Origin of the sequence: Terasakiella sp. 4MB5A, from assembly GCF_050058155.1 — a bacterium.
GTDB lineage: Bacteria > Pseudomonadota > Alphaproteobacteria > Rhodospirillales > Terasakiellaceae > Terasakiella > Terasakiella halodenitrificans.
On the sequence record NZ_CP188815.1, the window covers coordinates 1,643,590 to 1,664,212 of the forward strand.

General features: G+C 46.9%; 15 protein-coding genes. 14 read left to right on the top strand and 1 reads right to left on the bottom strand.

Features of this window, described 5'->3' with window-relative positions:
- Positions 1–10: 10 nt before the first annotated feature.
- The 8 genes from ACI0FF_RS07630 to ACI0FF_RS07665 all read left to right on the top strand — a co-directional run bounded on the left by ACI0FF_RS07630 (position 11) and on the right by ACI0FF_RS07665 (position 10,124).
- The gene (locus tag ACI0FF_RS07630) at positions 11–826 is read left to right on the top strand and encodes an ABC transporter ATP-binding protein (RefSeq protein ID WP_419799511.1); all 816 of its coding nucleotides are present in this window, start codon (positions 11–13) and stop codon (positions 824–826) included.
- A gap of 28 nt (positions 827–854) precedes the next feature.
- The gene (locus ACI0FF_RS07635) at positions 855–2,666 is read left to right on the top strand and encodes an AMP-dependent synthetase/ligase (protein WP_419799512.1); all 1,812 of its coding nucleotides are present in this window, start codon (positions 855–857) and stop codon (positions 2,664–2,666) included.
- A 21-nt stretch (positions 2,667–2,687) separates the two neighbouring features.
- A complete protein-coding gene (locus tag ACI0FF_RS07640; protein WP_419799513.1) occupies positions 2,688–4,466 on the top strand; it encodes an acyl-CoA dehydrogenase in 1,779 nt (592 codons plus the stop codon).
- A 27-nt stretch (positions 4,467–4,493) separates the two neighbouring features.
- Complete coding sequence (bktB, locus tag ACI0FF_RS07645; protein ID WP_419799514.1) at positions 4,494–5,681, top strand: beta-ketothiolase BktB; 1,188 nt, start codon at positions 4,494–4,496, stop codon at positions 5,679–5,681.
- Complete coding sequence (locus tag ACI0FF_RS07650; RefSeq protein ID WP_419799515.1) at positions 5,681–7,951, top strand: 3-hydroxyacyl-CoA dehydrogenase/enoyl-CoA hydratase family protein; 2,271 nt, start codon at positions 5,681–5,683, stop codon at positions 7,949–7,951. The genes bktB and ACI0FF_RS07650 overlap by 1 nt, the downstream gene beginning before the upstream one ends.
- Positions 7,952–8,022: 71 nt before the next feature.
- Positions 8,023–9,018: an NAD(P)H-dependent flavin oxidoreductase gene (locus ACI0FF_RS07655; protein ID WP_419799516.1), complete on the top strand. Its 996-nt coding sequence runs from the start codon at positions 8,023–8,025 to the stop codon at positions 9,016–9,018.
- 2 nt (positions 9,019–9,020) lie between these two features.
- Positions 9,021–9,692 (top strand): crotonase/enoyl-CoA hydratase family protein, encoded by a 672-nt coding sequence (locus ACI0FF_RS07660; protein ID WP_419799517.1) that lies wholly within the window; start codon positions 9,021–9,023, stop codon positions 9,690–9,692.
- Positions 9,693–9,695: 3 nt separating this feature from the next.
- A complete protein-coding gene (locus ACI0FF_RS07665) occupies positions 9,696–10,124 on the top strand; it encodes an acyl-CoA thioesterase (RefSeq protein ID WP_419799518.1) in 429 nt (142 codons plus the stop codon).
- Between the two features lie 12 nt (positions 10,125–10,136).
- Here ACI0FF_RS07665 and ACI0FF_RS07670 read toward each other — a convergent pair whose 3' ends face one another.
- Positions 10,137–11,852: a Na/Pi cotransporter family protein gene (locus ACI0FF_RS07670; protein WP_419799519.1), complete on the bottom strand. Its 1,716-nt coding sequence runs from the start codon at positions 11,850–11,852 to the stop codon at positions 10,137–10,139.
- A gap of 176 nt (positions 11,853–12,028) precedes the next feature.
- Between ACI0FF_RS07670 and ACI0FF_RS07675 the strand changes: the two genes are divergently transcribed.
- From ACI0FF_RS07675 to ACI0FF_RS07700, 6 genes are all read left to right on the top strand, one after another.
- Positions 12,029–12,865, top strand: coding sequence for a sulfite exporter TauE/SafE family protein (locus ACI0FF_RS07675; protein ID WP_419799520.1), 837 nt, complete (start codon positions 12,029–12,031; stop codon positions 12,863–12,865).
- A gap of 127 nt (positions 12,866–12,992) precedes the next feature.
- Positions 12,993–13,922: an exopolyphosphatase gene (locus ACI0FF_RS07680; protein ID WP_419799521.1), complete on the top strand. Its 930-nt coding sequence runs from the start codon at positions 12,993–12,995 to the stop codon at positions 13,920–13,922.
- A 159-nt stretch (positions 13,923–14,081) separates the two neighbouring features.
- Positions 14,082–15,692 (top strand): S41 family peptidase, encoded by a 1,611-nt coding sequence (locus tag ACI0FF_RS07685; RefSeq protein ID WP_419799522.1) that lies wholly within the window; start codon positions 14,082–14,084, stop codon positions 15,690–15,692.
- A 463-nt stretch (positions 15,693–16,155) separates the two neighbouring features.
- The gene (locus tag ACI0FF_RS07690) at positions 16,156–19,176 is read left to right on the top strand and encodes an ATP-binding protein (protein WP_419799523.1); all 3,021 of its coding nucleotides are present in this window, start codon (positions 16,156–16,158) and stop codon (positions 19,174–19,176) included.
- A 38-nt stretch (positions 19,177–19,214) separates the two neighbouring features.
- The gene (locus ACI0FF_RS07695; protein WP_419799524.1) at positions 19,215–20,285 is read left to right on the top strand and encodes a response regulator; all 1,071 of its coding nucleotides are present in this window, start codon (positions 19,215–19,217) and stop codon (positions 20,283–20,285) included.
- Complete coding sequence (locus tag ACI0FF_RS07700) at positions 20,275–20,619, top strand: TraR/DksA family transcriptional regulator (protein WP_419799525.1); 345 nt, start codon at positions 20,275–20,277, stop codon at positions 20,617–20,619. The genes ACI0FF_RS07695 and ACI0FF_RS07700 overlap by 11 nt, the downstream gene beginning before the upstream one ends.
- Positions 20,620–20,623: the final 4 nt, after the last annotated feature.

Sequence of the window (20,623 nt, forward strand, 5' to 3'; positions counted from 1 at the left end):
GGAAAAACTTATGACAAGCGAGTCACCCATTTTGGATATCCGCAACATCGAAGTTGTTTACAACAACACTGTTCAGGTGTTGCGGGGCTTGTCACTGTCTGTGCCGAAGGGGGCGGTTGTCGCCCTCCTCGGTTCAAACGGGGCAGGGAAGTCCACGACATTAAAAGCCATTTCACGCCTGTTGGAACTGGAAAAAGGCGAAGTCAAATCCGGCGAGATCATGTTTGATGGCAAGGCCGTTCGTGAGGATAGCCCGCATGGTCTGGTACGCCGTGGTTTGTTTCATGTCATGGAAGGCCGTCGTGTTTTTGAAGATTTAAGCGTTGAAGAAAACCTGACTGCCGCCACTTACGCCGACGATTTGAACAAGGCCAAAAAACGTTTTGAACTGGTCTATGAATATTTCCCTCGCCTTTATGAACGCCGGGACGGTTTGGCGGGTTATCTATCCGGTGGGGAACAACAAATGTTGGCCATCGGACGGGCTTTGATTGCCAATCCGAAAATCATTTTGCTGGATGAACCATCCCTTGGTTTGTCACCGCTGTTTACCGAAGAAATTTTCGGCATTATCGCGCGGATCAATAACGAGCAGGGAACCTCCATGCTGTTGGTGGAACAAAATGCGGCAATGGCCTTTGCCGTTGCGGATTACGGATACATCATGGAAACGGGCAAGATCGTTCTGGATGGTCCGACAGAAGTGCTGACCAGCGATTCAGACGTTCAGGAATTTTATCTGGGCATGGGCGGGCACGGCGAAGGCGAGAGTAAATCCTTCCGTGATGTCAAACATTATAAACGCCGCAAACGCTGGCTTTCCTAAAAGAAAAAGAATACGGGACGTTTTAAGAATGAATGCGAACATATCCTTACCGGAATTGACCATCCCGCAAATGTTGCAGGCCCATGCCCGCAATATTCCCAACGAGGTTGCCTTGCGTCAAAAAGATCATGGCATTTGGCAACCGATTACGTGGCACGATTATTATATGCGCAGCTGTTATTTTGCGCTGGGTTTGCAAGAACTGGGACTGTTCAAAGGCAGTCACCTCGGCATTTTATCGGAAAATCGCTGGGAATGGGTGACGTCCCAAATGGCTGTGAATATTTTAGGGGCCATTTCAGTCGGGGTTTATCCGACCAGCCCTGCCGAAGAGGTCGCCTACGTTCTGGAACACGGGGATGTGGAAGTTATTGTCTGTGAAGATCAGGAACAGACAGATAAGATTTTGGAAAGCTGGGACAGCCTGCCCAAAATGAAAAAGATCATCGTTTTGGAACATAAAGGTTTTCGCAGTTATCCGGCAGATAAGGTTCTTTTGTTTGATCATGTAGTCGAAGCTGGTGCGAAACGTGCTGATGCCGATTTCGCGGCATTGGAAGAAGGACTGGCACAACAGACGTTATCCGATATCGGTTTGATGGTTTACACATCCGGTTCGACCGGACGCCCTAAAGGCGCGATGCTGTCCTATAAAAATATGCGCGCAGAAGGTCATGCCGTGCTGGAAACATTGGGCGTTAAACAAGGCGAACGTTACCTTTCTTATTTACCTTTGTGCCATGTGGCAGAACAGTTGTTGACCGTATATGGCGCGATTTGCGGGGCCTACCAGGTGAATTTTGGGGAATCTATCCGCACCGTACAGCAAGATGTGCGCGAAGTGGCACCGCATTTGTTCTTAGGTGTGCCGCGTATTTGGGAAAAATTGCAATCTGCCATTCATATCAAAATGGTGGAAGCTGGCGGCTGGCGTTATGCCCTTTATCAAAAAATGCTGAAAATGTGTGAACCGTTTAATCTGAAACCGGCCCATGAACGCACATTGGGCGAGAAATTGAAATTTCAGTTGGCTTATTGGTTATTCTTTCGCGCGTTACAGAATTTTGTCGGTTTGCGTCGCGCCCATACGGTGATGAGTGGGGCGGCCCCGGTTTCGCCCTTTATCCTTAATTTCTTTCGTACCATCGGTTTGCCGTTTATCGAGGTTTACGGGCAGACGGAAACCACTGGGATGGTTACGTCACAAACCTTGCAAGATATCCGGCTTGGTACCGTTGGTCCCGGTGTTTTCAATGCCGAGCTACGCGCAGATGAAGAAACAGGCGAATTATTGGTGAAATCCGATTTGGTTTTTGCCGGATATTACAAAAATGAAGAGGCCACCAAACAGACCATCGTTGATGGTTGGCTGCACACAGGGGATGTTGTGCGCATCGAAGACGGGCATGTACGCATAGTTGATCGTTTGAAAGATATCATGATCACGGCCGGGGGTAAAAACCTCAGCCCCACAGAAATTGAAAATACCATGAAGGCCAGCCCTTACATCAAGGAATGTATTGTGATTGGGGAAAAACGCAAATTTGTCTCCGCCTTGATCCAGATTGATCCTGAAACGGTCGGCCAATGGGCGGAAAGCCAGCAAATTGCTTATACCAATTTCAAAAATTTAGCAGAAAACCCTGCTGTTCGGGAGTTGGTGGAAAACGAGATTAAGACTCAAAATGAGAAAATGGCAACGGTTGCCCATATCCGCAAATTCCACCTGCTGACCAAAGAACTGGACCATGACGACGGCGAAGTCACGGCGACCATGAAGATCAAGCGTGCAAGCATTACGCAGAAATATGAAACGGAAATTGAGGCCCTTTACGCCTGATCTGGGACAAGGAATAGATAAATGACGACTTATAAAGCACCGTTGGACGACATTCGTTTTGTCGTGCGACATATGGCGAACTACGATCAAATTTTTGATAAAATCGGTAATGACGACTTGTCTTGGGATATGGTTGAGGCGGTTACCGAAGAAGCTGCAAAACTGGCAGAACAGGTTCTCGCCCCCTTAAATGAAACCGGGGATCAACAAGGATCAAAACTGATTGATGGCAAGGTTGTCACGCCGGATGGCTGGCAAGCGGCCTATGATGCGGTGGCGCAAGGCGGCTGGGTTGGTCTTGGCAGTTCAACGGCTTATGGCGGGCAAGGCTTCCCCGAAGTTGTAGCTGGCAGTGTCGCTGAAATGTTTCAAAGTGCGAACCTTGCTTTTTCCCTTTGGCCTTTGTTGAACCAAGGGGCCGGGGATGCGATTTTACGCCATGCCAGTGATGCCTTGAAAGAACGCTACCTTCCCAAATTGGTAAGTGGGGAATGGACCGGCACCATGAACCTGACCGAACCGCAAGCTGGCTCGGATCTGGCGGCTGTTCGGACCAAGGCGGTACCAAATGGTGATCATTATCTGATTTCGGGTTCCAAGATCTTTATTTCTTATGGGGACCATGAATTATCAGACAATATTGTTCATCTTGTTTTGGCGCGCACACCGGATGCACCGGAAGGTGTCAAAGGGATTTCCTTGTTTATCGTCCCGAAATATCTGGTGAATGCAGATGGCAGTCTGGGCGCGCGAAATGACTTGCGGGCGATTTCGCTGGAACATAAATTGGGGATTCATGCCAGCCCGACCTGTGTCATGTCCTATGGGGATGAAGACGGTGCGGTTGGTTATCTGATCGGTGAAGAAAATCGCGGGTTGGAATATATGTTCGTGATGATGAACCGTGCGCGTTTTGAAGTTGGTTTACAAGGTGTATCCTTGGCGGAACGGGCCTATCAGAAGGCCGTGACTTATGCCAAGGAACGGGTGCAGGGCGTACCGTTTAACGGACAGCCCGGTGATACAATTATCAAACATCCCGATGTTCGCCGTCTGTTGATGCATATGAAAAGCCAGACCCAAGCCATGCGTGCCTTGACCTATTGGGGCGGAGCGCAACTTGATCTGGCCCATTATGAAGAAAATGAAACACGTCGTCAGTCAGTGCAGGCGGATGCGGAATTTTTAACACCGATTATCAAGGCATGGTGCACCGAACGCGGGGTGGAGATGACCTCACTTGGTCTTCAAGTTCACGGCGGTTTGGGCTTTATCGAAGAAACCGGGGCAGCACAATATTACCGCGATGCCCGCATCATCACGATTTATGAAGGCACAACGGCTATTCAAGCCAATGATTTTGTTTTCCGCAAGACATTGCGTGACGAAGGTGCGACGGCGCGTCGTTTGCTCGCGCAATGGAAAGAAGATGTCATCGGATATCAGGACGGGCGTTTGCAAGATGGGAAAGCCAAGGTTTTAAAATCACTGGATCATTGTGATGCGGCCTTGGATTTGATGTTGAAACGGGCCAAATCCGGCCCGGCAAACGTGGCGGCAACCGCTGTGGCTTATCTGGATGTCTGGGGATACGCCATTGGCGGTTATCTGATGTTGAAGGCGGCCTCTATTGCGATGGCGCAGCAGGAACAAAGTGATGCGAATACGGGTTTTCTCAAAGGGAAAATCGCCTGTGCTGATTTTTATATTACTCACATTTTACCGCAGGCTGAGGCCTGCCTCAGTATCGTTCTGGATGGCACGGATGCCGTTTGGGGACTGAGCGACGATCAATTCTAAGAATTCAAAGAAAACGGAGAGACAAAAATGTCCAACCTTGAAAATGTAGTTATTGTTGATGGTGCAAGAACCGCGATCGGTGGTTTTGGTGGCAGCCTCAGTGGATTTAGCCCAGCAGACCTTGGCACCATTGCAGCCAAAGAAGCGATTTCAAAATCCGGTGTTCCGGCAGAAGATATCGAACATTCTGTCTTTGGGCATATTATCACGACCGGGGCGCAGGATGCTTATCTATCGCGCCATATTGCCTTGAACGCCGGGATGAAAGAAAGCTCGGTTGCCTTTCATATGAACCGTCTGTGTGGATCATCCATTCAGTCTTTAATTTCAGCTGCGCAAATGTTGATGTTGGGCGATTGTAAACTGGCTTTGGCCGGTGGGGCCGAGGTCATGAGCCGGGGCGTTTATTATTTGGAAAGTGCACGTTTTGGTCAACGCATGGGTGATGGTCGCCTGTACGATATGACAACTGGTGTTCTGGCAGACCCGTTTGACAGTGGGCATATGGGAATGACTGCCGAACGCATTGCCGAACAATATGGTTTAAGCCGTGAAGAACTGGACGAATATGCGGTGGAAAGTCATCGTCGCGCCCAAAGCGCAACGGAAAAAGGCTATTTCAAAAGCCAGATTGTTCCGGTTGAGGTTAAAAAAGGTCGTAAATCGTTTACCTTTGATACGGATGAACATATCCGCATGGATGCAACAGTTGAAGGTATGGCAAAATTACCGCCTGCCTTTAAAAAAGAGGGCATTGTCACGGCAGGGAATGCTTCCGGCATTAATGACGCGGCTTGCGCGATGGTTTTAACAACCGAAAGCGAAGCGGAAAAACGCGGCCTGAAACCCCGTGCGCGCATTGTATCATACGGTTTTGGCGGTGTTGCCCCCAATGTTATGGGCCTTGGTCCCATTTGTGCGGCACCAGCAGCATTGCAACGTGCCGGGTTAAGCGTTGCTGATATGGATGTAATTGAATCCAACGAAGCATTTGCAGCACAAGCAATGGCGGTTTCACGCGAGCTTGGTTTTGATCCGGCAAAAGTAAATCCGAACGGCAGTGGGATTAGCCTTGGTCATCCGGTTGGTGCGACAGGGTCCATCATCACTTTGAAAACATTGTATGAATTAGAACGTATCAATGGACGTTATGGCTTGATGACCATGTGCATTGGTGGCGGTCAGGGTATCGCGATGATCGTGGAGAAATTATAATGACGCAGGATATTAAAAAAGTTGGCGTCATTGGGGCCGGTGTTATGGGGGCAGGCATTGCCGCACAGGCGGCCAATGGTGGGGCCGAGGTTGTCTTGCTGGATATTGTGCCTGATGGGGCAACAGATCGAAATGCCATTGCCCAAGGGGCGGTGGAACGTTTTGTCAAAGCCGGGGCCAATGGTGGATTTATGGGGCAGGAGGCGGTCAAACGCCTGAGTGTCGGTAATATCGAAGACGATCTCAATCTTCTATCGGATTGTGACTGGATCGTTGAAGTTATTGTTGAAAAACTTGATATCAAACAGGACTTGTTTCAAAAGATCGAGGCCGTGCGTAAAGACGGATCGGTCGTATCGTCCAATACCTCCACCATTCCGTTGGCGACATTGATGCAAGGCATGCCCCAGCGTTTGCGCGAAGATTTTATCGTGACGCATTATTTCAATCCACCGCGCCATATGCGTTTGCTGGAAATTGTCAAAGGGGAAGATACCAAACAAAGTGCGGTTGATCGCGTTGCTTCTTTTAATGACAACCAGATGGGGAAAACGGTTATTCATTGTGCGGACCGTCCCGGTTTTATCGCCAACCGTCTCGGCGTGTTTTGGATGCAGGCCGCGGTTTATGAAGCCGTGCGCAATGGATTGAGCATTGAAGACGCGGACGCGATTATGTCCGGTCCGTGTGGATATCCCAGCACCGGGATTTTCGGCCTTTGGGATTTATGCGGGATCAATTTGATGCCGGATGTCACGGCCAGTTTGGGTGGCCTATTGCCTGAAACAGATGCGTTTGCGCCTTATCGGGACGTTTTGCCACAAATCGTCGGTATGGTGGAACGGGGCTATCACGGCCGCAAAGGGCGTGTTTATCAGGGGTTTTACCGTCTGAGCCGCACTGATGATGGCAAAAAGATCAAAGAAACGATCAATCTTCAAAACCTTGAATATCGCAATTTTGAAAAATCCGAACTCGCCAGTGCACAGTTGAAGAAAGGCCAGTTGGCTGAACTGTTGGCAAGTCCGGATAAAGGCGGTGTTTATGGCTGGAAAGTTCTGTCACAGGTTTTGAACTACGCCACAACTTTGGTCCCTGATGTTGCGGGGGAAATTACATCTGTCGATCAGGCCATGAAGCTTGGTTATAACTGGCGTTTCGGACCTTTTGAAATGATCGACTTGATCGGCACCAAAAAATTTGTTGCCCGTCTGGATGCGGACGGTTTGCCGGTTTCTGATTTCTTGCGCAATGCGGATGGGCGCCAGATTTATATTGAAGAAAACGGTGTTGAAAAATGCCTCAATGCTCAGGGGCAGTATGTGGAAATCATACGTCCTGATGGTGTGCTGACCTTGGCGGATTTGAAACGACGCAAGGCGTGTGTGATTGAAAGCGAAACCGCAAATGTCTGGGATTTGGGCGATGATGTTTGGGCACTGGAATTTCGCACGAAGATGAATACCTTGCCCAAAGAATTGCTGGAAAATATTGATCAAATTCGTGAACGCGCTGAAGCTGAAAACAAAGCACTGGTTTTATATAACGAAGGACCGTTATTTGCCGCCGGGGCCAATTTGGCAGATTTGATCGAAAAGGTCGAAGATCAAGCTTATGTGCGTGATTATATTGCCTATGGTCAACAGGTCTTTATGCGTTTGAAATATGCTTCAATACCAGTTGTCGGCGCACCTGCCGGGCGGGCCTTTGGTGGTGGTGTTGAAATTTTGATGCATTGCCATGCTGTACAGGCTCATAGTGAACTTTATATCGGGCTGGTAGAAAATAATGTCGGCATTATTCCGGCATGGGGCGGCACGAAAGAATTGTTGGTCCGTTCACAGGAAATGTTGGGACCAGACAAAGCCATTGAAAATGCATACCGCGTTATTTCCGGGGCAATGGTGTCCGGTTCTGCCATGCATGCCAAAGAATTGGGATATCTGCGATCCACAGACGGTGTGACTATGAACCGGGATCGTTTGTTAATGGATGCGAAAAAACGCGCACTCGCCCTTAAAGAAAAACCGTTCAAACCAGAGCCTTTGAGTGCTTTGTCACCTGTTGCTGAGCCGTCTTTTAGTGAAGGTGGTCATCAGGAACTGGTGGAACGCACGACATATGAAACCATGTTGGCGGCTTTGTCTGATGATTGGGAAAAGTCATTATTGGCAACCGAGTTGGAAAACGTGCTTATACTGTGTGCGAAACCCGCCGCGATTGAACGCATGCAACATATGTTGAAGACGGGCAAGCCGTTGAAAAATTAAGAAACAAAAGATCGGGTCTGTTTTGTTCGGGGTAAAACAGGCCCGTTTCATTTTAGGAAGGAAAGAAGGCTATGACTTTACCGCAAAATTTTAATGATAATCTGAAATTGCCGGTTGTTGCTGCACCGATGTTTTTAGTGTCAGGCCCCGAACTGGTCATTGAAACCTGCAAATCCGGTGTAGTGGGCACGTTCCCCGCCTTAAATCAACGTACAAGTGATGGATTTGAAAATTGGGTTATCACCATTAAACAGCAATTGGCTGAATTTGAATCTCAAACAGGCGAAAAGGCAGCACCGTTCGGGGTAAACTTAATTGCCCATCGCAGCAACCCCAGACTGGAGGCCGATCTTGATATCTGCGTTAAGCACGAAGTTCCGTTGATTATCACCTCCTTGGGGGCGGTTCCCAGCCTGATCGACAAGGTTCACGGCTATGGCGGTTTGGTTTTTCATGATGTGATTAATTTAAAATTTGCCAAAAAAGCAGCAGAGGCCGGGGCCGATGGTCTGATTTGCGTCAGTGCCGGGGCCGGTGGTCATGCGGGGGAGATGAGCCCCTTTGCATTGGTCAGTGAAATTCGCCAATTCTATGATAAAACCATTTTGCTGGCAGGTTGTTTGTCATCGGGGCGCGATGTGGCAACAGCACAAATGATGGGCGCGGACCTCGCCTATATCGGGACACGTTTTATCGCCACCAAAGAAGCGATGGCCCAAGTTGATTATAAAGATATGATTGTTAAAAGCCGGGCGCAAGATATTGTCTATACGCCTAAAATTTCAGGGGTTTATGCGAATTTCCTACGTCCTAGTCTGGATCGTGCCGGGATTGATTTAGCGATGACACCGGATAAGACCGAGATTGATTTCGGGTCTGAATTGACGATGGATGACGAAAAAAAGAAAGGCGCGTGGAAAGATATTTGGTCGGCGGGGCAGGGTGTTGGGTCCATTGATGATGTCCCTCACGTTAAAGACTTGATCCATAATATGAAAAAGGAATATGTACAGGCTGTCACCCAACAGGCTGACCAAAGTAAAAAATTTATGGAAGAGGAAAAATAACAATGTCCCAGATCGTCACATTTGAACAACAAGATAAAATCGGCGTGATTAAAATGGATGATGGCAAAGCCAATGCCATGTCTTTTGAAATGGCGGCGCAGATGAACGCAGCCTTGGATGAAGCTGAAAAAAACAGTGATGCGATTGTCCTGGAAGGTGGTGCAAAATGTTTCTGCGCCGGGTTTGATCTGGAGACAATGAAAGCCGGAGGACCGGATCGGGACCGTTTATTAAAAACAGGTTTTGCCCTTTCTTATCGTTTGTTGAATGCAGGCCGTCCCGTGATTGCCAAAAGTGCCGGTCATGCCTTGGCAATGGGGGCGATTTTGCTGTTGTCCTGTGATTACCGCATTGGGGTGAATGGTTCTGCAAAAATTGGTTTGAACGAAATTGCTATTGGTGTGGAAATGCCGGGTTATGGTGTTGATCTGGTTTTAGACCGTCTTGCAAAACCGGCACAAATTCCTGCCCTTGCTAACAGCGTTATCTATACCCCGGATCAGGCCGTTCAAGTTGGTTTTTTGGATGAGGCCGTGGAGGCGGATGCCTTGAATAGCCGTGTTAATGATGTTGCGGGATACCTCGCAAGCCTGAATATGCCCGCCCATCAAAAGGCTAAACGAGCTTTGCGGGCGGATTTTTTGGCAAAATATGAAGAGATGTACGGAGCGTAAATCATGTCAGAAGATCAAATCGATTTGACGGATCGGGCGAATTTTAAATTCTGGACACCGGAAATCTTTCGGTTTGCGGATATGGATGCGCTTAATCACCTGAACAATATTGCGTCGGCTGTTTATTGTGAAACCGCAAGAGCGGACTTTTTTGTGAAAAATATGGGGCATGATTTCAGTGCCAAGGTGAATTGGCTTTTGGCAAATATTAACGTCAGTTATCTCGCCCCAGTTCATTATCCTAACGACATTGAAATCGGTACACGGGTAAAACGTATCGGTAATAGTTCGGTGACTTTGCACCAAGGTCTATTTTGCCAGCAAGGATGTTTTAGCACTGCCGAAACCATTTTGGTTTATGCCAATTTGGAAACGGGGAAAAGCACACCTTTACCGGATGACGTTAAAGCCGTATTTGCAAAGTATCAGTAAGGACAAAGTAGGTCACTCTGCCGTTTGTGTTTGAACGGCGGGGTGGTCCTGATCGTATTCGTCCCAGTTTTCCAGTTCATGTGAATCTGCCTTGGCAATAACGCCTTTGGCAATGCGTTTGGCGAAATAATAAATACGTTGCAGACGTTCCATCGTTTCCATTTCGCGTGAATAGGTATGATGGCGGTTTTCACCTTCTGCCAAAAGACGCGTTGCTCCAAAGGCTGAAATGGCGGTGGCATCACTGGCAATGCTATGCTTCATATCAATGACTTTATGGGCAATTTCAATGTCTTCGTTAATCAAAGCCTCCAATGCCAGTTCGATGGAATGGTCAACTTTGGTGTGGAATGATTTCAATAAACGGGTTGTTTCCGGGCTGACATGGATGCGTTCTTCGATCCGTCGCCGCCCGATTTGAACAAGGTCGGTTTCGATTAAATCGCCGATGTTTTCAATATGATTGGCTGCCGACATCAGGCGGACTACTTCGCGCATATCTTCTTCGCCCAAGGATTGCGCACCGATTTTTCGAACATATTTCAGGATTGCCATATGCAGGCTATCCACATTTGCATCCATATTAGCGACCTTATCCAGGGACGCATTGGTCCCGGTCAGGGTTGCGGGCAAGATGGCCTGCATCATACGTTGAACATGCTTGCCTAATTCTCCAATTTCCATGCGAACGGCGTTTAAAGCAATGGATGGTGTGGAAATTAAAGGTTCGTCCAGATATTTGGGTTTTGCCGAGATTTCAGTACTGTCGCTTTCTAAAGGAACAAGACGTTCGACCAGTTTGGCAAAGGGCGTAACGAACCAGATAAAAATAAAAGCATTGGCAACGTTGAAGATTGTGTGGGCATTGGCGATGTCACGGGCCGTCCCGCTTGTCATTCCGCCAATGTCACGCACCAGGCTCGCCAGTTGATCGACAAAACCGATCCACAATAAGACCCCCGCGATGTTAAACAGGACATGAACGACAGCGGCGCGCAAGGCTTCACGTGGTTTTCCTATGGAAGCCAGCATTGCTGTAACGCAGGTGCCGACGTTGGCCCCGAATATGAGCGCAATTCCCCCGGGAAGTGATAGCAAGCCTTGCGTTGCCAAGGCGATGACAATTCCGGTTGTGGCTGACGATGATTGGACAAGGGCTGTAAAGGCTGCACCAACCAGCAAACCTAAAAACGGGTTTTCCATACTGACCATCAGGTCGAGAAAGGGTTCATAACTGCGCAAGGGATACATGGCATCCGACATTAAATTCATGCCAAGGAAGACCAAGCCTAACCCCATAATCATATTACCGTATTGTTTAAATTTATCCCCACGTCCGAAGAAAAACATGAAAAAACCAACGGCGACCATAACCATAGCAAAGTGGGTAATTTTAAAGGCGATGATCTGGGCTGTAATGGTTGTCCCGACATTTGCCCCCATGATAATACCGATGGATTGGGACAATTTCATTAGTCCGGCACTGATAAAACCGACGACAAGAACGGTAGTGACAGAAGAGGACTGAATGATGGCGGTGACAAAGGCACCGGTGAACATGCCTAAAAACCGGTTGGAGGTCAGCTTTGCAAGAATGTTTTTCATTTTTTCGCCAGCAACCGCTTTTAATCCTGCGGAAAGCTGTTCTAATCCAAAAAGGAAAATTGCCAGACCGCCGCCTAAACCTGCGGTGATGGTGAAAATGTCCAATTCTGCGCCGTTTGCCATAATGCATCCCTGTTTTTTTGTTGTTTCATAAAACTGTAATCTAACAATAGGATGGAATCAAATGACAATTCATTAGAAGGTTATCAGAAGACTATCGTTTTGGTTCTGGCTTGTTCGACGTTAAAAAACTGTTTAAACCAAATATGTACAGTCTCAATTAAACGGATGATCATTTGGTGAGCCAGCTTTTAAACGATCCCATTTTCCTCCTCCAAATCATTGTCGCTTTGGGAACAACAGGGTTTATTGCGGGTGTTCTGGCAGGTTTGTTGGGGGTTGGTGGCGGAATTGTCATTGTCCCTGTGCTGTTTTTTTTATTTCAATTATTCGGTACCTCTGCTGATGTTGCCATGCATGTGGCCGTAGGCACTTCTTTGGCAACTATTATTGGAACTTCCATTTCGTCGGTGCGTTCCCATCATAAAAAAGGCGGCGTGGATTGGTTGCTTCTGAAAAGATGGACACCGGGGGTAGTGTTTGGTGTTATTGCGGGAACAATTCTGGCCGCTTTTTTAAAAGGGCAGGTTTTGACCATTATGTTTTCTGTTTTGGCCTTGTTCGTCGCGATACAGATGTTGTTAAGCAAAGTCGGTGGACATTTGAGCGAAGGCCTGCCAGGTCAACCACTGGAATTCATATGTGCTTTTATCATCGGATCTATTTCCGTCATGGTCGGTATTGGCGGGGGATCTATCAGCGTTCCCATACTGACGGCATTTAATTATCCCATACGCAAGGCGGTGGCGTCTGCCTCGGGGTTTGGTTTGATCATTGCAGTGCCGGGGGCGATCGGCTTTATGATATCGGGTTGGGGGACAGAAGGCTTGCCGGTGGGGTCGTTTGGTTACGTCAATCTATTGGGTTTTGGCTTGATTGTACCGATGACGGTTGCTTGTGCGCCCTTAGGGGCGAAAATTGCACATTCTGTTAATCCGCAGTATTTAAAAAAAGGATTTGCGGTTTTTCTATTCGTTACCAGTTTAAAGATGATGTATAGCGCGCTGGGGTTATAGAAAAAATATTTTTTTCCACCTGAAAGCTTTGAAACTCTTTTACAATTAGGATAACTTGTTATCTATATGAGGAGAGTCCCATGCGAGTGGTCATGCCCTTGCCGATAACAAATAAGGAGAAAATATCATGGGGGAAAAGTTTCGTTTAGTCACACGAAGCGACTTTGACGGTTTGGTTTGCGCAGTCCTGTTGAAGAAAATGGACCTGATTGATGAAATTACCTTTGTTCATCCCAAAGATATGCAAGATGGTAAGGTTGCAATTACGAACCGCGATATTACGACCAACTTGCCTTATGTCGAAGGTGTTCATTTGGCGTTTGACCACCATCTGAGTGAAACTTTACGATTGGATGACAGCCCTGCCAATCATGTGATTGACCCGGATGCACCGTCTGCGGCACGTGTTGTTTGGCGTTATTACGGTGGACATGGCGAATTCCCGGCAAGCTGGGATGAAATGATGGAAGCGGTTGACAAGGGGGATGCCGCACAGTTCAACCGTGAAGAAATCCTGAAATCGGAAGATTGGGTTCTCTTGAATTTCCTTATGGATGCACGCACAGGACTTGGACGTTTCCGTGATTTTCGAATTTCCAACTATCAGTTGATGATGGATTTAATTGACTGTTGCGCCAACATGTCGATTAAAGAGATCTTAGAGATGCCGGATGTTAAAGAACGCGTTGATATGTACAAGGAGCATGAACCGAAGTTCATTGATCAGTTAAAACGCTGTACACAAGTTCATGGCAATGTTGCCGTTCTGGATTTACGCCACGAAGATATTATTTATACGGGAAACCGTTTTATGATTTATGCGTTGTTCCCGGATACAAATATCTCTATTCACGTTTTATGGGGTTTGAAAAAACAAAATACAGTGTTTGCCTGTGGGAAATCCATTCTCAATAAAACATCAAACACAAATGTGGGTGAATTAATGTTGAGTTATGACGGCGGGGGGCATCAAAATGCCGGCACCTGTCAGGTTGCCAACGACAAGGCGGTAGAAACTCTGGATGCCCTGATTGCAGGTATGAATGCTGATGGTTGATGCATTTTAATTATGCAGCAATAAAATTTTGATTATAATAAACATTCCCGCGTTTGGCGGGAATGTTTGTATGTAGTATCTTGCTTTGCGAGGCAAGATACCCCACATGTTTATAAGTTATCTGCGATATAGATTGAATTAGAGAAGCTGTGTAAGAAAATGAATTTTTGGCCCCGCCTTCCGTCCCTTTTAATGGTTGTTCTGGCTTTGGCTGTGGCAACTGTATTCCTGCCGTCACTCAGCGGTTGCGCCTTGCAAACGGCGCAAGTTGAACGCTGGATGTCTTCTTTGACGGGAACGCGCGGTTTACCAAAAGAAGCGATGGCTGAATTGGCGCGCTTTAAAGAAGTTTATTTACAAACGGCTGTTGAAACAAACAAACGTGATGAGCAATTTAACCAGTTTGTTGATGCGTTTAAAGTCGTGCGTAGCCACTATGTGAAACAGATATCAGATAGTGACCTCATCACGTATGCGATTGATGGATTAAAGGCAGATGAGGACGACTGGCTTAATCAAAAAGAGGATGGAACACCGCGCGGTAAGGCAAAACCGGAAAAAGTAGTGGAAGTTGCCGTTGATGCGATGCTGGCAAAGCTGGACCCGCATTCCGGTTATATGACACCTGCCGAATTTCAGGAACTGATGGTCGATACCAGCGGTGAATTTGGCGGGTTGGGTATTGAAGTTCAAAAAGGCGAGGGTTTTCTTAAAATCGTTTCTCCGATTGAAGATACGCCTGCGGATCGTGCCGGGGTCAAGGCGGGTGACCATATCACCCATGTGGATGGTGCATCCATTAAAGAATGGACCATGACCAAATCGGTTCGGGCCTTGCGTGGTAAACCAGGAAGTTCCGTGACTGTTACGATTGAGCGCGAAAATACAGCCCCGTTTGATTTGACAGTCGTTCGTGCCATTATTCAGGTGCGTGCGGTTCGTTCTGCCCTTTATAATGGGTATTTACACATCCGCGTGGTTTCTTTTTCAGAACGTATGGAAGCGGATGTTTTAAAAGCCTTTGAAAAGGCACGCGGTGAACTGGGGACAAAACCGAAAGGGATTGTTCTGGATTTGCGCAATAATCCGGGTGGGTTGTTAACGCAAGCTGTGGCGTTAAGTGATATGTTCCTTGAAAAAGGCAATGTGTTGTCGATCCGAGGGCGCAAAGCGGAAGATGTACGCAATTTTGGGGCATCCGTTGGTGAAGTTGCCGCAGGTGTGCCACTGGTGGTGCTGATTAATGGGGGTTCAGCCTCGGCATCTGAAATTGTCTCAGGTGCTTTACAAGATCATAATCGGGCAATCCTGATGGGACGTCGCACCTTTGGCAAAGGGTCTGTGCAAACGATTATGCCATTGATGCGTGAAGGCGCGGTTCGTTTAACGACCTCGCTTTATTATCTGCCGTCAGGGCGTACGATCCAAAAGGTTGGGGTTGCACCGGATATCCGTCTTGATTTGCCCGAAGTTCCCGTTGCAGCAAATGATAACAAGGACGAAAATGTTGAAAAGGCCATAACAGAGGGCGGCGCAAAAGATAAATATCACGCTCCCCGTGAGGCTGATTTACCAAATGTCTTGAATGCAAAGAAATTTATTGAAGACGACCTTCATAGTAAAGAAGGTGTGCTGGGCAATACCTCGGTTGAGAGTTGCCCGGAAATTGGCGAGAAGAAAGACAAAGAGCTGGGCTGTGCGCTTGAGTTTTTGAAAGCCGGCACAGCTAAGAAATTCTTGGCAGGTCTTGTTGCGAAAGGCCGAGGCTAGTTTCAGTTGTGAAGGGCATGTTTTAAACATTGTCATAAAAAAAGATAAGGCCTTCACCCAAATGGGTGAAGGCAGGAAGGCCTGGGTCCGTCATTATCTAAACAGTTCTCCATATTGGGGTTCTGAGTACGACGTAGTTTCTCGGCGGACTTGGGGTGATAAGCTTTCTTATCACCCTTTTTTTTTGGCATTGATCGAAACTTATTCAAATAAATAAGTGAAAATCATTCCAATTCACCCAAATGGGTGAAGGCAGGAAGGTCTGGGTCCGTCATTATCTAAACAGTTCTCCATATTGGGGTTCTGAGTACGACGTAGTTTCTCGGCGGACTTGGGGTGATAAGCTTTCTTATCACCCTTTTTTTTATATATCATTTCAGCATACGGGAAAGTGTTTCAACTTTTCTAGAAAAAGCCTAAACTACTGAAACGAAAATTATTAACTGGATGGTTTGTGTTTCGCATGGGCAGGGTTCGTTTTGGTGTTTTTGCTCAATTGATAACGAGTTTTACGCTCGCCGTTCTGTTTACGGTTATTGCAGCCGGTGTCGGTATATTTTCCATTCAAAAAATCAATTCTGGTATCAAGCAAGTTGTTCTATCGCGTGTTCCTGCGATGACGCAAGCCTATCAGCTGGGACAACAAAGCGAAGCGATTGTTGCAAGTGCACCGATGCTTGTCCGTGTTAAATCCCAAGCCCAACGAGAAACAATTTCGTTTCGTATTGCAGATCGCGTGCGCTGGCTTCAGGAAATTATTGATTCTTTACGAGATTATCAGGTTGATGACGGTGTTTTGGAAGTGATTAACGAAACACGACAACAGTTACTGAATAATTTTGGTCGTCTTGACCTGTTGATACAAAATAGAATCGACATTAACGTGCGGATTAACCGACGCTATACGGAATTGCTGGATATTTTTCAGGCAAAGAAAGCGTTGGAAAATGACACAAACGAAAAATGGTTTGCTGTTTTTAGTGATCTACTGGACCAATTGCTGCTTATGCAACGTGTAACTGAACCCGTCCGGTTTGAAAAATTACGTGAAAGTGTCCTGATTGCATTTGAACGAATGCCCCTTCTTGAACAAGAAATGGGGACACGGCAGGAAGCTAAATTGCTGGCCAGTTTGCGCGAAGTCGCTATGGGCAAGGAAGGGTTGATCGAACTGCAAGGCCAACTGGGGGAGGAGCTAAGGAAGATTTCGGGTATTCTTGCTGTAAATGAACGTTTGTCCAGTCGTTTTGTTTACTCTGTCAATGATCTCATTCGGCGTATGCGTGAAGATATTGAAGAAAATAGTCATGAATTCCAGCTTTTGGTCGATAGTAGAACGGCATTGTTGACGAACATCGTGTTAGTGGCTGTGGTGGTGGTAGGCTTTTTTTGCGTGATATTTGTGTGGCGTATCCTTACTCGGTTAAACATGTTGAAAGAAAGCATGCGTGTTCACGCTGAAGGTGGGGAATGTGCAATCGAAATTGATGGCGCAGACGAAATATCAGACATGGCAGATGCTTTGCGTTATTTGGTGGATGAAATCAAACAACGCGAAGAAATTATGAAGCTGAGTGAGGCACGTTTTCGTGATGTTGCGGAAGCTACATCGGATTGGGTTTGGGAAACTGATTCTGATCTGAAGTTTTCATTAATATCAGATCGTTTTTTCGACATTACTGGCTTTACCCGCAATGATATTTTAGGAACAACCCCTATGGGGTTTGCATCCTTGGCGCGCAGTGAAGAAGATGATCCTGAAAAATGGTTGCATCATGCAAACGATCTGAAAAACAGAAGGCGTTTTCGTGATTTTTCCTATTCTATCCGCTGCCCGGATGGGGTTTGGCGTCAGACCAAGGTCAGTGGAAAGCCAATCTTTAATAGCGATGGTGTTTTCAAAGGATATCGTGGAACCGGTGCAGATATCACAGCGGAAACACAGGCCCGCAGCCGTTTGATGGCAGCGAATGAAATTATGCCGGGGGCTTTTGCGCTTTGGGATCATGAAAATCGTCTTGTTCTGTGTAACCGCAAATATTATCAGTATTACAAAGTCTTAAACGATCGTATTCGCCCTGGTGTCACCTTTGAAGAACTCGCCCTTTTGATGGAAGAACGTCACGGGGTACGCGACCATGAAGGATATAGGGAACGTCGCAAACGCTTTCGTAAAAAACCCAGCGGTGTGTTTATGGAAGCCCTGTCCAATGGCCATTATCTTCAGGTGAGTGAAGCCCCGACATTGGACGGCGGTACGGTTTCATTGGTCATTGATATTACGGAACGAATTAAAACGGAAACCCGCTTGGAGCAGGCGCGACAAGATTCAGAAAATGCCAATAAAGCAAAATCGAAGTTTTTGGCAGCGGCCAGCCATGATTTGCGCCAGCCGTTACACGCAATTGGTATGTTTTTATCAGCATTGGAAGATCGTCGCAGTAAAGTTGACAATGATAATGCCCGCGCCGATCTGAAAATTATTAATAATATTTCCGACAGTCTGGAAGCGTTACGGGGGTTGTTAAACGCGCTTTTGGATATTTCCAAGCTGGATGCCGGTGTGATGAAGGCGGAAAAAACATCCGTGATGCTCCGACCTTTGATCAATAGATTGTTAAAACAATATAATGGGCGGGCACAAGAAAAAGGGTTGGTTCTAAAATCGTTTTGCCCTGATATTGCTGTTCATAGTGATCCGGTTTTATTGGAACGTGTTTTATCGAACCTTATGTCTAACGCGGTGCGCTATACCCGTGAAGGCGGTGTCTTGTTGGGGGTGCGTCGTCGTGGCGACAATGTGGCTATTCAAGTGAGTGATACCGGCGTCGGGATTCCACAAGATAAGGTTTTAGACATTTTTGTCGAATTTCAACAGCTTGAAAACCCAGCGCGTGATCGCCGTCGAGGGCTAGGACTGGGATTGGCGATTGTAGATCGAGTTGTTTCCTTGTTGGGACATCGCCTTGAGGTTAAATCATTTCTTGGTAAAGGAACAACGTTTAGTCTGGAAGTTGAACGCGATGAAATTAAAATTAATACACAGGAAGAAAAGCCCATTGAAGTTGTCTTAAGTGGTAATCAAGTGCCCTTGGTTCTGGTCATTGATGATGAACCGGACATATTGGAAGGAATGGAGCAATTGATTTCCGGTTGGAAGTACGATGTGATTGCGGCTTCTTCCACGCAGGAGGCTTTAATGCGGGTGGAGAAATCTGTGAAAAAACCAAATTTGATTTTGGCAGATTATCGTTTGCAGGAAGACTTGACCGGGGCACAAGCCATTCGTTTAATCCATGAACAATTGGGGCAACAGATCCCGGCGGCGATTATAACCGGAGATACGGCACCGGATCGAATTCAGGAAGCAAAATCAAGTGGGTTCATTCTGCTGCATAAACCGTTGCGACCTGCTAAACTACGTCAAATTATTCGCACCGTTCACGCTGGAACTTTTCCGGGGCAAGACGGGCCGGAAAAATGAAAACCCAAAAAATATAAAGAAATGAATGGGATATAATAATGAAGACTACTTTTGTCGTTGCCGATGATCATCCGCTGGTGTTGGAGGGGGTTAAGGGGGTATTGCGTGAAATGGAACAATATGCCGATATCCTGCAGGCGACAAGCTATCCCGATCTTTTGAAGGTTTTATCACAAGATATTGATTTTTCATTGGTGATTGCGGATTTGAATATGCCGGGAATGGCGGGGTTGGACGGTATTCGTGCGGTACAAAGTAAACGCCCGGAAGTGCCGATTGTGATTATATCGGCAACACAAAGTCGCAAGGCAATTAACAAGACCTTACAGTGTGGTGTCGCGGGCTATATGTTCAAGTCTTTCAGCCCATCTGAAATGCGTCATGCCTTAGAACAGGTTTTGCAAGGTGAGACGTTTGTTCCCGATGAAAACAATGAAATGTTTAGCTCGGATGAATTTTCTGAAGAGCCGACACGTGATTTTGGGGCAGCCGCTTTAAATCAATTACCAATGGGGGTGGTTATTGTTGATCGTTCGGCACAAGTGGTTTTTATGAATAACAATGCCAGTGACTTGTTTGCGCAAAATGATGGCGTTGATGTGGGGCCGACCGGCATTTTTAGAACGGCCAAAGTCGCCGAAACAAAAAACCTTCATGCACTGATTGGAGATGCTGCGATTGATTTAGGAGATGGTGATCAGCGTGAAGGCGGTGCCATGACGGTCTCGCGCCCGTCTTATCGACGATCATTTTCCTTGTTGGTTGTCCCGTTACCGGATGAAGATGTTAGCCGCGATCATGGTAATGTTGCTGTTTTTATCAATGACCCGGAAAGACACAATGAACCACCGACAAATGTTCTGGCCCGTCTTTACGGTTTGACGGAAGCCGAAGCCCGTTTGTTACAGGCCCTTATTGTTGGTAAAAAACTGGAAACCTTTGCTGATGAGGTTGGCGTATCCATGAATACAGTACGCAGCCATTTGAAACAGGTTTTTCGTAAAACAGGTACAAATCGCCAACCGGAATTGGTCAGTCTGGTCATGAACAGTTCGGCATATCTGGCATCTAATCCGGTATTGATTGAAGAAGACGTATATGATGACTGATCTGAAGGCGTTCGAAGAAAGGTTATTGTCTTTAAGAACGGAGCTGTTGTCATTGGAAGCTGCCTCGCAAGAAGGACGTGCGCCTGTAGAATTGGATCAAACCAAGGTTGGGCGTTTATCGCGTATGGATGCGTTGCAGGGGCAAGCCATGGCGCTGGAACTTGACCGAAGACGTAAAATCGAAATACAACGCATCAATAGTGCTTTGTCGCGTATAGAAAGTGGGGATTTTGGGTATTGTGTTTCTTGTGATGAAGAAATTGCACCCAAGCGCCTTGAGCTTGACCCGGCGGTACCGACTTGTATTGCGTGCGCGGAACAAAAAGAAGGATAGACAA